The sequence below is a fragment of the Bhargavaea beijingensis genome (genome assembly GCF_900101985.1).
Taxonomy (GTDB): domain Bacteria; phylum Bacillota; class Bacilli; order Bacillales_A; family Planococcaceae; genus Bhargavaea; species Bhargavaea beijingensis.
This window is the reverse complement of sequence record NZ_FNAR01000010.1, coordinates 38,980-52,354: the sequence shown is the minus strand read 5'-3', so window position 1 is coordinate 52,354 and position 13,375 is coordinate 38,980. Positions and strand designations below refer to the sequence as shown.

The window sequence follows — 13,375 nt, the reverse complement described above, 5'->3', positions numbered from 1 at the left end:
GGTTTTGTGCAAATAATCGGAACTGGAGTTGCCGAACCGGATCCGATAAACAGGAAACAGCTGGATAAACGGATGAAAACGGTCATCAAGCCAAAAAGCCAGTAGAAAAAGCATCCGACATATCAACAGAAACGGCCAAGGTCCGAAATACGTCTCAACAGAAATGAGACGAAAGCGAATGGATGTTGATCAGGTATAAGCATCTCACTGATCCATCCCGGATCAAACAGGATGAATCAAATAAACAAACAGATCTCAATGAAGAAATACATCCCAAACCGCTGAACCAGGCAACTCCAAGACCCAAATTTCCGTTTCGTCTCAATATCAGGAGTATACTACATAATGAAACGCAACTTCCTAAAATAGAAATTATGTAAACTAAAAACAAGAGAAGCCGTTTGAGCCCCGAATCCTCTCCTCCTATCCAATCCAGCATACCGCATATCATCATCGGTACACCACGCCAATCAAATGGTTTGTTGAGTGCTCATGGCCCTTTCGATTTCAATGCATATCGAGCATTGAATAAGAACGCTTCGCTGTCGGCTTGCTTTTAGCATCCAGCTTTGATAACGGATCAACTCATGAGTCTCAAAAAGCTTGATTCGCTTTTTTGAATGCCGCTTATTACTAGTGCCGGATTGCACATTTCCTACAGGTCTTAAAGTGCTTCGTGAGTAAAGAATCATCATGTGTATCCATGGCTCATCGGCCACTGTTTGAAAATCGCGATTCTCAGATGGATGGACACAAAATAACCCGCAAACTGCACACCCGATCTTTGGTTTTTAACTTAATTGCAATATGACATCAAATAGGTACACAAATGCAATAGTTATACTTGCACCTTTCAATTATCGGAATATTATACAGCGCTTTCAATGGATCTGTTGCAATAATCTCTTATTGCAATCATTGAACTTGTATATTGCATCTATTTGACAGGCGGGATTCAGTTGACATCCCCGCCCAGAATCCGATGCATTTGACGCAGTGAACGGACAATGATTTCTTGTTCAAATTCTCCCATGGATACAAGGGCCTCATTCATCTGTTCCAGTATTTTTTCATCAATCTGTTTCACCTTTTTGCTGCCTTTGTCGGTCAGTGAAAGAATCTGGATCCTTCGGTCTCCGGGATAAGGTCTCCGTTTGACATATCCGCCGTTTACAAGAGTCTGAACCTGGCGGGAAAATGTTGTGATATCCATGCCGAGCCCCCTGGCCGTCTCCTGCATCGATGGCTCATTTCTCGACTGGATTTCATGCATGATGGTGCTTTGCTGCACAGAAACATCCGTGCAGGCTTCTTTGTGGATCTTGTTCAGTTCCCCGTTCAGTGAATGGAATGTTGCAAGCAGCTGTTCCATGCCTGGTCCCCCTCCCCTTCTGAATTTATTGTACATTCTAAAAACGGAACGCCCATCCGATTGGATGCGCGTTCCGCAAAAAAGTCAGGCATATTGGATTTCATCTTCGTCATAAGCATCGACAGCATTGTTGATATGAACTGTTGTCTTCAGCATCAGTTTTTCATTGTCTCTGTTGATCAGCCAGCGGTCATCCGGAACGATTTCAAAAGGAATCATCCGGGTTTTCTTCGACTTGGAATCACCGATCAATTCGATGGAATGCTTCGTAATGGTGCGGTCCACCTCTTCGAAATCACTCATGGCATCTTCCCGGTGAATCCGGACAAATACTTCCAGTGTGATATGGTCAATAATCTGATCCGCTTCCCCGCCGTCGATGTAGACGGTTCCGTTCAGCGTCTCTCCTTCTTCCAGCACTTGATTGTCGACGACTGTATCGACTTCAAGTCCTCCGATGCCGACCTTCGATAGGAATGATTTCAACATGTTACTCTCTCCCCGTATGTTCGATAATCCTCCTGCTATCCGTTTCATATCTCATGTCCGGATTGAATTCATGTTCATCGTATCGCTTTTTGAACAATTTGAACAGGTGGGACACAATGACCTTCAGAAGTGCATAACCCGGTATCCCGAGGATGACTCCCGGCACACCGAACAGCGATCCGGCAGTGAGAAGGACAAAAATAATGGTAATTGGATGAATATGAAGTGTTTTACCCATAACCTGCGGAGAGATAAACTTCCCTTCGATCAGTTGAACGATTGTCCAGACCACTGCGAGCTTCAGGATCATGAATGGTGAGGTGACCAGAGCGATAATCAGGGCAGGCGTAATGGCAATCACAGGGCCGAGGTACGGGACGACGCTCGTCACCGCAGCCAATGCACCAAGCGCCAGCGCATAGTCCATGCCGATAATCACGAATCCGATATAAATCAGCAGGCCGATGCAGAATGAGACGATCAGCTGTCCCTGGATGTAATTGCTCAGTTGCTGGTCCGCTTCGCTGAAGATTCCCTTTGCCTCACGCCTCATTCTCGGCGGCATCAGCTTCATGATGTATTCCGGGAGCTGATCCCCATCCTTCAGAAGATAAAACAGGATAAACGGAACGGTGACAATCGAGATGACAATGCCTGTCAGAGTGGAGATGAAGTTCGTCACTCCGGAAGCAATCCCGCCGGCCGTATCCCTGAAGAATCCGGCAATGTCTTCGAATAATGTATCGACCAACAGATTCAGGTTCACATCCAGCTGATTATAGTAGGTAGCAAATAGTGAGGTAGCCAGATAATCATCGATGTTCAGAATCAGCTGCCTGAAGTATTCCGGAAATTCCTGAACCAGGTTGATCACCTGCGTTTTCAGGAACGGGTAAATCAGGAATACAACGAGTGAGATCAGTCCGATTCCCCCGACGTAAATAATGAGAATCCCCCAGACCCGAGGGATTCTCGCCCTCTCCAGCAGCCGGAGTACCGGACGGAGCAGGTAAAACAATACGGTTGCCAGCACAACAGGCAGTACAACGGTTTGGACAAGTACTTTCACAGGCGTGAATACAAATTGGATCTGGTTGAACACCAGGATGATCAGACCGGTCAAAAGAATGATCCCCAGGACGAACAATGTCGTTCGCCCGCCCAGAAAACGGATCACCCGGCTTTGACCGGGATTGCCCTTTGTTCCTTGCATCGGCTTCCCCCCTACTCTCTGTTTATGGCATAAGGTGCGCTGATGCGCCTTTCATCGCTCCGGGAGTCCCAAGAAACTCGCTGATCGCTTCCCGATTGGCGGATACGTCAAGTTCAAGGACTGAGCCGGCATGCGAATAAGTTCCGAAACTGTAGGTCCCATCCACGGGAATGGTCATCCGTTCAAGCTCCAACCCACCCGAAGCGGCCGCTTTCAGCACTTTGCGGAGCCCGTCCAGGCCGCCGACATCGGTTTCAACGTAACTCGTAGCGGCACCGGCCAGTTTTGGAAGGCGCGGCAGGGTGCTTGGAGAAATCACTTCGTCCTTCAGGGCGGCAATGACTTTCTGCTGGCGTTTCACTCGTCCGAAGTCCCCTTCGCTGTCCGCACGAAATCGCGCATAGCCGAGAAGCTCTTTGCCATTCAGGTCATGAGTGCCCTGCGTCAGTGTTACACCAATTTTCTCGGACATCGGTTTTTCCACATCGATCCGGACGCCGCCGGGAGCGGCGATATCAATCAGTTTTTCGAAATTGTCAAAGTCTGTCACGGCATAATGGTGAATCGGTACACCGAACATGCCGGAAATCGTGTCCTTCGTCAATTGCACACCGCCAAGATAATAGGCTGTGTTCAGTTTGTAGGATTGATAACCCGGGATATCCGCATAGATATCCCTCATGAACGAGACAAGCTTGACCCGGTTGTTTTCTTTATCGAGCGACGCCAGGATCATCGTATCCGAACGCGACTTCCCCGATTTGTCGTCATCGATGCCAAGAAGCAAGTAATTTTCTACATAGGGATATTGCGGATCGATCGGATCGCCGCTGAACGGCCCGGAATCCGGCTTTTCTCCGGCCGCCAGTTCGCGTCCCTGGTTATATTGCCAAACGGAGTACAGGCCGGCGGCAATCGCCAAAACAAAAAGCAGAGCGAACAGTGTCCGGAACGGACGGAGCCTGCGGCGCCGTTTCCTGCCCCTCCTTGTATGCGATGTTTCCATTAGAATTCCTCCAAACTCTTATTCGTGAATAGGACGCCGCCTTCCTTACCGGGGTTGCACTTGCTGGCTGGTTTGCCGGGTGCTACAATACATTCCGAGTGTATCCATAGGAAGAGAAGGTGCTGAAATGGCAGGACAAAAGACCGAAAAAGCAATTTTCGCCGGGGGATGCTTCTGGTGCATGGTCAAGCCGTTCAAAGAATGGGACGGCGTGATTGATCTCGTCTCAGGCTATACCGGCGGAACGCTTGAGAACCCGACGTACGAGGACGTCAAGCGCGGAGACACGGGGCATTTCGAGGCGGTCGAGATCGAATTCCTTCCGGATGTATTCCCCTATGAGGAACTGCTGAACATATACTGGCAGCAGATTGATCCGACCGACGACGGCGGACAGTTCCATGACCGCGGTGACTCTTACCGGACGGCGATCTTCTATACGACCGAAGAACAACGTGAGGCTGCCTTGCGTTCCCGGGAAGCCCTCGAGACAAGCGGACGGTTCGACAAGCCGATTGTCACGGAAATCCTTCCGGCCTCGATATTCTACCGGGCCGAAGACTACCATCAGGACTATTATCTCAAAGAACGCGAGCATTATGAACAAGACCGTGCCAAATCCGGCCGAGACAACTTCATCAGCACCCATTGGGGACAGTGAGCATCCGTTTCGGCGGGTGCTTTTCTATTGATCTCCCTTGCTTTTTCACAATTATATCTTATATCAGCTTCCAGTCCGACTTACAAGGACACCCGAACTTGCGTTCTCAAACATCACCGGTTAATATTGGGAATGAAGGTGATGAATATGAAACTTATGCAGTGGGCGTATGCCCGCAAATATCAGATCAAAGCTGTTTTTGATGACTTTCCGGAGACGGTTTTTTTATTCAGGCGCATCGGTGAGTTTTATTTCCTTTTTTCATGCAGCGGCGGCGAATTTACGCGCCTGCCGGAACGAAATGACTACAACCGGATGGAGGAGCTCATCAACGAAGAGCTCGGTACATTGGAACATTATCTGAACCGCCGGAGCAACCGGCTCGGCGCTTCATAGACCGACGGTACTTCTCCGCATCTCCGGTTACAGTTCGGCATGTGTTTGTGGTATAATCGGAGCATTGTGAACAAGGAGGAGAATGCATGATCCAGGTCAGCAACGTCAGTCTTCGCTTCGGCGACCGCAAGCTGTTCGAAGACGTCAATATAAAATTCACACCGGGGAACTGCTACGGACTGATCGGCGCGAACGGCGCCGGGAAATCCACGTTCCTCAAAATTCTTTCCGGCGAGCTGGAGCCGCAGACGGGCAACGTATCGATGGGGCCAGACGAACGCCTCGCCGTTCTGAAGCAGGACCACTTCCAGTACGAAGAAAACGAAGTTCTTGAGACGGTCATCATGGGCCACAAGCGCCTGTTTGAAGTCATGACGGAGAAAAACGCCATCTATATGAAGGAAGACTTCTCCGACGAAGATGGCATGCGCGCAGCCGAACTTGAAGGCGAGTTCGCCGAAATGAACGGCTGGGAAGCGGAAACCGATGCGTCGATCCTCCTGCAGGGCCTCGGCATCCCGGAATCGATGCACCACGTCAAGATGAAGGAACTGAGCGGTTCCGACAAAGTGAAGGTCCTCCTCGCACAGGCGCTCTTCGGCAAGCCGGACGTCCTGCTGCTTGACGAGCCGACCAACCACCTTGACCTGAAAGCGATCCAGTGGCTGGAAGAGTTCCTCATCAACTTCGAGAATACCGTCATCGTCGTTTCCCACGACCGCCACTTCCTGAACAAAGTATGTACCCATATTGCGGATCTCGACTTCAGCAAGATCCAGGTCTACGTCGGCAACTATGACTTTTGGTACGAGTCCAGCCAGCTGGCGGCAAGGATGGCGGCCGAGCAGAACAAGAAAAAAGAAGAAAAGGTCAAGGAACTCCAGGCATTTATCGCCCGATTCAGTGCGAACGCCTCGAAATCCAAACAGGCCACTTCCAGAAAGAAAATGCTCGATAAAATCGAGCTGGACGACATCAAACCGTCTTCACGCCGATATCCGTATGTCAACTTCCAGATCGGACGAGAGATCGGAAACGATGTCCTCCAGGTAAAGGACCTTACGATCACCGAAGAAGGCCAGACATACGTAAAAGGCATCAACTTCACGATGAACAAAGACGATAAAATCATCCTTCTCGGAAATCCCCTTGCCAAAACGGCACTTCTGGATGTCCTTGCCGGCGAACGTGAACCGGAAGCGGGCTCATTCAAATGGGGCGTCACCACTTCGCAGGCGTACTTCCCGCAGGACAACAGCGAGTTCTTCGAAGGCACCAACCAGCCGACACTCGTTGACTGGCTGCGCCAGTACTCTCCCGAGGACCAGACGGAGACGTTCCTCCGCGGCTTCCTCGGAAGAATGCTGTTCTCCGGCGAAGAAGTGAAGAAAAAGCCGTCCGTCCTTTCCGGAGGCGAGAAAGTCCGCTGCATGCTGTCGAAGATGATGCTGACAAACGCAAATGTCCTGCTCTTCGATGAGCCGACGAACCACCTCGACCTCGAATCGATTCAGGCGCTCAACAACGGCCTGATCGCCTTCAAGGGCGCAATGATCTTTACGTCGCATGACCATCAGTTTATCCAGACGGTTGCAAACCGTGTGATCGAAATCTTGGATGACGGGACCATCCTCGATAAACAGCTCAGCTACGATGAATACCTGGAATGGCGTGACACTCAGGGTGTTGCCAACTGATTCCACAAAAAAGGAGACGGCAAATGCCGTCTCCTTTTTTCTGTTCATTTACCGCTTGCGGATAAACCGGCGCGCCAGCGTGCCGGCAGGAAGTTTCCGTATCACCTTGCCGCCTTTTGCGCTGATGCGTTCAAGCGTGCGTAGAAGCTTTACATTGCCCGTCCAGTGCTCCTCCAGCACCTCTTCTCCTGCCGAATTGACCAAAGTGTTCACGATGAACGTGGCGACCGCCACGTCATCGAGATAGCCGCCCGGCCCGAGGATACCTTCCGGCAGAAAATCGATCGGCGAGATAAAGTAAAGAATCCCGCTTGCGACAAGCAGCTTGCTTTTCCTGTCGATCCGGCTGTCGGTCATCGACTTCATGAGAAGATGGAACAAGTCCGGCGCAAACAGGATGATATCGGCAAACCGCCCCCGCTTTCCGGGCTTGTCCCCGAGCCAGGAGGCCACCTTTTCCCTCAGCCGCTCATAAAAGTCCTGCTGCTCCTTCCCAGAAGGCAGCGGACGCTTCAAATCTGAATCCATTCGATCACGTCCCTTCCCCGTCCTATACCAAAGTTACCGCCAAATAAAACGTACATGAAAAATATTCCAAGCCTGCCCCGTGAAACGAAAAAGAGGCTTCCGGAACATCCGGAAGCCTCCATATGAATCCGCCGCTCAGAGCTTGACGACGTTTGCAGCCTGTGGTCCGCGGTTGCCTTCGACAACTTCGAACTCAACTTGCTGGCCTTCGTCAAGCGTCTTGAAGCCTTCGCCCTGGATGGCGGAGAAGTGTACGAATACGTCGTCTTCGCCTTCAACCTCGATGAAGCCGAATCCCTTTTCCGCGTTGAACCATTTTACTGTACCTTGTTTCATGTTGACTTTACCCCCAACTTAAAAGAAATAATTTTAATATGGAACTTTTTTGGAGGAACAAAAAAATTCACATATTATAAAAAGTACCGACTTGAACCCCGATCACTTTTTATAATAGGTGAATCCGTGTTTCCAGTCCTTTTGTTCAATTAATGACATTATACCATCTTCAGGAAGCGTGTCAACGACGACGCCCGGAATATTTTTTTATTTTTTTGAAAACGGGTGCGGCTTTCCGTCTTTCATGACGATCAGGCCGTGATAAAGCTGCAGGTCCTCCGCGCAGTCTTCACAAAAGCAGATTTCTTTCACGTTCCAGAACGCCCAGAACTTGCCGTCTTTCTCCGCCTCATGCTCACACTCCTGCCGCAGCCGGGCAATCAGCTCGGACAGGCCCGCCCGTGCAGTTTCCTCGCAGTCGAAAACCTTCCGTTCCACGACATGCTCTTCCCAGCCCTCAAATTGCCACCATGGTTCATAGTCTGCTCTCATATAAATGATTTCATACATACCGATCAACCTTCTTTATCAATGTGATGCTGACTTCGATCCCATTGTAGCAAATGAATGCCCAATGTCCACGCGTAACGCTCGGCTGCAGGCGATTCGGATGTTACTCGAGCGGGTATGCGATATAATGGAGACAGGCCGCGCCGGAAACAAAAATGAAACTTTCCGGACGATCCGGACGTAAAAATAGTGAGATTCCTTTAGGAGGTCCGGCCAGATGAATACATTCCAGCAATTTTTGACGCGGCATGCGATCATGCTGCCGGTCAGTTTCGGATCTTGGCTGTATTTCCTGTTGGGTGCCGGCATGGGGTTCGTTCCCGCCACCGGCCTGCTCATCGCCATCTACCTTGCGGGCGATTTTGGGATCAGGCAGGTTCAGATCGGCTCAACGGTGAAACAGCTCGGAATGACTAGGTCCGAATATAAACATATCGTCCACCAGCTGGGACAGGCAAAAGCCAAACTGCGGCAGCTGAATACCCATTACGGCAGCATCCGTTCTGTACAGGCATTCCGCCAGCTGAACGACTTGAATAAGCTGTCCAAGCGGATCATCGGGATAGTCCAGCAAAACCCGAAAAAGTTCTATAATGTCGAGAAATTCTTTTATGCCCACCTCGACTCCGCGGTCGAGCTGTCATCCAAGTATGCGCTCCTGGCAAACCAGCCGGCAAAAGACGATGAAATGAAACAAGCACTTGAAGACACACGGGAAACCCTGAAAGACCTGAACGTGGAAATCCGCAAAGACGTCAAACGCGCGCTTGCCACGGACCTGGAAACATTGAGGTTCGAACTGGACTATGCGGATGTCCTGACGGGTAAGGAAAAAAGGCAGCTTGAACGGCAAGAGCAAAAACAGCTGGAACAGCCCGAAGAAGCGCCGCTGAAAGGAGACGACACTGATGACAGACAACAAACCCGCCCGTGAAACGGCTGACCTGACGATGGACGACCTTCTCGACAATCCGTTCGATCTGAAGCCCCAGACCGCCCTTCTCCCGGATGAGATGGCAAATCAGGCACCTGCCAAGCCGGGCGTCAAGCTGATGGAACGCCTCAGTGAGGAAGAGCAGCAAAAAGCACGGGATCTCGCCAAACAGATTCCCGCAGGAGATTATGAAGCGATCCTCACCTACGGCGCTAATGCGCAAAGCCAGCTTTCGACGTTCTCCCATAAGATGCTCGACCACGTCCAGTCCAAAGACATCGGCCCTGTCGGCGATGTCCTGAAAGACCTGATGGGAAAGCTGAACGAAATCGATCCGGAAGACTTATCTGTTGAGAAAAAAACAGGCATCCGAAAATGGTTCGGACGGGTGCAAAAATCCGTTCAGGAGCTGATGACGAAGTATCAGAAGCTGAGCACCCAGATTGACCGCATCGGCGTCCAGCTTGAGCATGCCAAGCGCGGACTCATCGAGGATGTCCATATGCTTGACCAGCTGTACGACCAGAACAAGGCCTATTTCCAGGCGCTTAACGTTTATATTGCTGCGGCAGAACTCAAGCGGGATGAAATCGCCAATGAAATCATTCCGGCAATGAGAAGAAAAGCCGAGGAGACAAATGACCAGATGGCGATCCAGGAAGTCAACGACATGGCTCAGTTTGTCGATCGGCTTGAAAAGCGCATCTACGACTTGCAGCTGTCCCGCCAGATCACGATTCAAAGCGCTCCACAAATCCGGATGATCCAACAGACGAACCAGACGCTGGCCGAAAAGATCCAGTCGTCGATCATGACCTCGATCCCTCTATGGAAAAACCAGATCGCCATCGCCCTGACCCTCAATCGCCAGCGTAAAGCGGTCGAGTCCCAGCGGGCGGTCACAGAGACGACAAACGAGCTTCTTCTCAGAAACTCCGAGATGCTTAAGATGAACAGCATCGAAACTGCCAAGGAAAACGAGCGAGGCATCGTGGAAGTAGACACGCTCAAGAAAACCCAGGAAAACCTGATCTCCACCATCGAGGAGACATTGGCCATCCAGGCGGACGGACGCGCTAAGCGGAAAGCCGCAGAAATCGAGATTGCCAGAATGGAAGAAGAACTCAAGCAACGCCTGATCGCAGTTTCGGAAAAAGCGGAAAACCGTCCTCAATGAGGACGGTTTTTCTGTTTATCCTACATATTTCCGGTAGCGAGCACCAGCAGTTTTCGGAGAATGCGCAACGTTTCGTCGGAAAAACGGTCGATCGATTCAGCCGACACCGACCGGTTGCCGAACATCATCCTGAACAGCTCTTGCTGGCGCGCAGTTGCCGGTGCCGAGGACAGAAACAGATGAATGACCGTAATCCCCTGCTTTTCCGCCTCCCGGACGGCTTCTGCCGTATCGACGATCCCGTTCTGGCCATATCCGAACGCAGAAGGCTCACCGTCCGAGAACACCAGCAGGAACCGGTGTGCCTCCGGACGCTGAAGTAATCTTCGGGTCATCCAGCGGACAGCGAAACCGTCCCTGTTGTCATCACCCGCCTCCAGCTGCAGGATCCTTTTCCCGTCATCCTTGCCGTTATCCTGGAACCGGTGCAGCCACCGGAAAGTATTCGGCTGGCGCGTTTTGGTCGCTGCCGCGGAATCTTCCTGGTAGACCGCTATGCCATGCGCCGTGTCCATCGAACGGAGAATGTCGTGAAAGAGAAGGACAGCTTTTTTCGTCTCGTCCAGTTTGTCCGCCATCGACCCCGAGCCGTCCACCAAAAGACCGAACGCTGCATCCAGCCGCTTGGACGGGCTCTGCTTCCGGTAGAACGGTCGCGGACGTTCGGTAAGGAGAACCGAAACCGGATTTTTGGACAGGCGCCCCTTCGGCAGCCCTTCCCTTCTCTCTTCCTTTTTCCTCTCGATCCGTTTCTGCATTTCTTTGACGATTGCGCGTACATGCGGGACGGATTCTTCCCGCCATTTAAGGATCCGTTCGAGGGCTTCAGTGCTGTTGTCAGCCTCGGCAAGCATCTCCCTATAAACGACTGATTCATTTGCCGTACCGAACCCTTCTGCTTTTTTCCAGGAGCCGGATTCGGCCGAAATCGCCTCGCTTCCCGCCTCACGTGCAACGCCTGTGCGCTCGTCTGCGGATGACCGGCCCCGCTCGGATGATGTCGCTTCCGTTCCTTCACGGCCTTCCCTGGCACCCGCCCCATCGCCCTCTCCAATCCGTCCGTGTTCAAGCTCATAGTTAAGGTGCATGCCTTTCTCCGACCGGTTGGCAGCATGCCAGGTCGAGAACAGCTCCCCGACCGAATCTTTCTTGCCAGATTCCCCTTTTTCCCGGTCTCTGGTTCCTCTATGGTAATGAAAGTCGGATTTCGGGCCTGTGAGCCCATCTCCTACCGCGTAATAAGTGTGATGGAGGTCTCTGTCCAGGCGTCCGTACAGCAACGGAGCCAAACGCTCTGCCACACGGACCGAGTCCGCCGTCGATCGGGCATCGAACACGTGGAAAAGCACAGGTTCCACGAGACCGGCCAGCTCCTCTTCGGATGAAGCATAGTCATCCGGCATTCCGTGAATGACAGCATAGAGGTGATTGAACAGCGCATCCGCACGGAATCCCCGGCTTAGGTTGACCGGCTGCTGGCCTTTATGAAACTCTCCGTAAAGCTGCCTTCTGAGCGTGAACGCTTCCGCCGTGCCGGACCGTTCGGCGATGACCTCGTCCGTGATGCGGAGCTCTTCGAACAACAGGACGGCCGACCGGAGAAATTCCCGGAGCGGATTCGTTTCCGTTGCTGCACGATACTCCCCCCAGACAGCCAAGTCGAACCGGGACCAGAATCCTGCCGCAAGCAGATAAAGGTCCGACAGCCTGCCCAGTTCGGTTACTACTGGGTCCCGATGCCTCCAAAACACGCTCATCGCCAGCTCATTGTAGGCAGGACGGAATTCGATATGCTGCCTTTCGGTCAGCCCGAGGTCCGCCACACCGGTAAGTGCTCGTGCAAGGCGCTCCAGCCTCAGCCTCTCCCCTGCATCGATCAGTTCGTCATTAAAATCGATAAACCGGTTAATGGATGTCATCAGGCATCACCGGATCCATGTGGCAGCAAGATCCATAACAAGTTGCCGTTCTCCCGGATCTTCGAGCTTTTCCGCGATTGCATAACGAACAGCCCGTTCAGGCCCCATATGAAGTGCCAGTTCCGTGGCATCGATCAGGCTTCTGATGGACGCGGCTTCATCGGCCAAAAGTCCGTTTTTCGCCTGGTTTTTCAGATCCTCCGAGATGTTCAGCATGGTCATGATAAGCGTGCGGGGAGCATCGGGGAACTCTCGTTCCAAGAGCGCCTTCGATTGTTCCTGGCCGAGATAAGGAACCTGGAAAGCGATGAACCGGTTTTTCAGCGCTTCATTCATCGGAACCGTCCCGACATATCCCTCGTTGATCGCGGCAATGACGGTAAAATCGGGATGGGCGTGGATGACCTCGCCGGTAAACGGATTCGTCAGCATCCTCCGATAGTCCAGCACACTGTGGAGAATCGGAAGGGTTTCCGGCTTCGCCATGTTGATTTCATCAATATAAAGGATATGGCCTTCTTTCATCGCCTTCACGACCGGCCCGTCGACGAAATCGATCACCGTATCCCCGTCCTGCCGGATGATTGTTTTGAACCCGATCAATGATTCGGCGTCAAGGTCGACCGAACAGTTGATCTGATGCATCGGCTGGTTGAAAAACGCCGAGACCGATTCGGCAAACTTCGTTTTTCCAGAGCCTGAAGGGCCCTTCAGGAGGACGGGACGGCGGATGACCACCGCCGTCAGCACATCCTCCCATAGGTGATCATCCGGTGTCACATATCCCCCCTGGCCGATCAGTGCCGCCTCCTCGGCGGGATACGTCCGGCCATTTCGTTCCTTCCGCTCTTCTTCGATAATCGCCAGCATAAACAGTCCTCCCTCAGCAAAAGGCCCGGCGGTTTTCCCGCCGGGCCTCCGGATCATTCAAAATACGTTTTATAGAAACCGCCGACTTTGCCCGTGTTGTCCACGACAAAAATGAATTCATCGGTCTCGTTTTTCACTTCGTATTCCTTGCCCGGTGTCAGCACATTCGACACTAAGTACTTTTCCGCGTCCGTATGCTTGCACGTCACTGTGCGGATCGCCGGCGCGTCTTTCCACTGCCTAAAATCCATCGGCTGCCGCCTCCTT

Annotated in this window: 15 protein-coding genes; 5 read left to right on the top strand and 10 right to left on the bottom strand. The window is 52.0% G+C overall.

From position 1 onward, the window contains the following. Nucleotides 1-955: 955 nt before the first annotated feature. The 4 genes from BLT01_RS08960 to BLT01_RS08945 form a co-directional block, all read right to left on the bottom strand. The gene (locus tag BLT01_RS08960) at nt 956-1,372 is read right to left on the bottom strand and encodes a MarR family winged helix-turn-helix transcriptional regulator (protein WP_176765099.1); all 417 of its coding nucleotides are present in this window, start codon (nt 1,370-1,372) and stop codon (nt 956-958) included. Nucleotides 1,373-1,456: 84 nt separating this feature from the next. Next, complete coding sequence (locus tag BLT01_RS08955) at nt 1,457-1,861, bottom strand: sporulation protein (protein ID WP_092097328.1); 405 nt, start codon at nt 1,859-1,861, stop codon at nt 1,457-1,459. Between the two features lies 1 nt (nt 1,862). Further along, nucleotides 1,863-3,074, bottom strand: coding sequence for an AI-2E family transporter (locus tag BLT01_RS08950; protein WP_092097325.1), 1,212 nt, complete (start codon nt 3,072-3,074; stop codon nt 1,863-1,865). Between the two features lie 22 nt (nt 3,075-3,096). Beyond that, nucleotides 3,097-4,080, bottom strand: a complete 984-nt coding sequence (locus BLT01_RS08945; RefSeq protein ID WP_092097322.1) for an LCP family protein — start codon at nt 4,078-4,080, stop codon at nt 3,097-3,099. A gap of 127 nt (nt 4,081-4,207) precedes the next feature. On the opposite strand from BLT01_RS08945, the gene msrA reads away from it, so the two are divergent. From msrA to BLT01_RS08930, 3 genes are all read left to right on the top strand, one after another. Beyond that, nucleotides 4,208-4,741 (top strand): peptide-methionine (S)-S-oxide reductase MsrA, encoded by a 534-nt coding sequence (gene msrA, locus BLT01_RS08940; protein ID WP_092097319.1) that lies wholly within the window; start codon nt 4,208-4,210, stop codon nt 4,739-4,741. A gap of 141 nt (nt 4,742-4,882) precedes the next feature. Then, a complete protein-coding gene (locus BLT01_RS08935) occupies nt 4,883-5,137 on the top strand; it encodes a hypothetical protein (protein ID WP_092097316.1) in 255 nt (84 codons plus the stop codon). 86 nt (nt 5,138-5,223) lie between these two features. Then, the gene (locus BLT01_RS08930; RefSeq protein WP_092097314.1) at nt 5,224-6,834 is read left to right on the top strand and encodes an ABC-F family ATP-binding cassette domain-containing protein; all 1,611 of its coding nucleotides are present in this window, start codon (nt 5,224-5,226) and stop codon (nt 6,832-6,834) included. A 48-nt stretch (nt 6,835-6,882) separates the two neighbouring features. On the opposite strand, the gene BLT01_RS08925 is transcribed toward BLT01_RS08930, so the two are convergent. The 3 genes from BLT01_RS08925 to BLT01_RS08915 all read right to left on the bottom strand — a co-directional run bounded on the left by BLT01_RS08925 (nt 6,883) and on the right by BLT01_RS08915 (nt 8,208). Beyond that, nucleotides 6,883-7,362 carry a YkvA family protein gene (locus BLT01_RS08925; RefSeq protein WP_092097312.1) on the bottom strand — a complete coding sequence of 160 codons (480 nt, stop codon included), beginning with the start codon at nt 7,360-7,362 and terminating at the stop codon, nt 6,883-6,885. A gap of 135 nt (nt 7,363-7,497) precedes the next feature. Beyond that, the gene (locus BLT01_RS08920) at nt 7,498-7,698 is read right to left on the bottom strand and encodes a cold-shock protein (RefSeq protein ID WP_008298364.1); all 201 of its coding nucleotides are present in this window, start codon (nt 7,696-7,698) and stop codon (nt 7,498-7,500) included. 207 nt (nt 7,699-7,905) lie between these two features. Further along, nucleotides 7,906-8,208, bottom strand: coding sequence for a DUF1033 family protein (locus BLT01_RS08915; protein ID WP_092097309.1), 303 nt, complete (start codon nt 8,206-8,208; stop codon nt 7,906-7,908). 217 nt (nt 8,209-8,425) lie between these two features. On the opposite strand from BLT01_RS08915, the gene BLT01_RS08910 reads away from it, so the two are divergent. Next, nucleotides 8,426-9,142 carry a 5-bromo-4-chloroindolyl phosphate hydrolysis family protein gene (locus BLT01_RS08910; protein ID WP_092097306.1) on the top strand — a complete coding sequence of 239 codons (717 nt, stop codon included), beginning with the start codon at nt 8,426-8,428 and terminating at the stop codon, nt 9,140-9,142. After that, entirely contained in the window at nt 9,117-10,319 is a 1,203-nt protein-coding gene (locus tag BLT01_RS08905; RefSeq protein ID WP_092097303.1) for a toxic anion resistance protein, read from the top strand. The genes BLT01_RS08910 and BLT01_RS08905 overlap by 26 nt, the downstream gene beginning before the upstream one ends. Nucleotides 10,320-10,339: 20 nt before the next feature. Here the strand turns inward: BLT01_RS08905 and BLT01_RS08900 are convergent, their stop codons facing one another. The 3 genes from BLT01_RS08900 to BLT01_RS08890 are packed head-to-tail and all read right to left on the bottom strand — an operon-like array spanning nt 10,340 to nt 13,359. Next, nucleotides 10,340-12,238 carry a vWA domain-containing protein gene (locus BLT01_RS08900; RefSeq protein WP_092097300.1) on the bottom strand — a complete coding sequence of 633 codons (1,899 nt, stop codon included), beginning with the start codon at nt 12,236-12,238 and terminating at the stop codon, nt 10,340-10,342. A gap of 6 nt (nt 12,239-12,244) precedes the next feature. Continuing rightward, complete coding sequence (locus tag BLT01_RS08895) at nt 12,245-13,108, bottom strand: AAA family ATPase (protein WP_092097297.1); 864 nt, start codon at nt 13,106-13,108, stop codon at nt 12,245-12,247. 53 nt (nt 13,109-13,161) lie between these two features. After that, on the bottom strand, nt 13,162-13,359 hold the full coding sequence (locus BLT01_RS08890; protein ID WP_092097294.1) for a DUF6501 family protein: 198 nt from the start codon (nt 13,357-13,359) through the stop codon (nt 13,162-13,164). Nucleotides 13,360-13,375 lie beyond the last annotated feature (16 nt).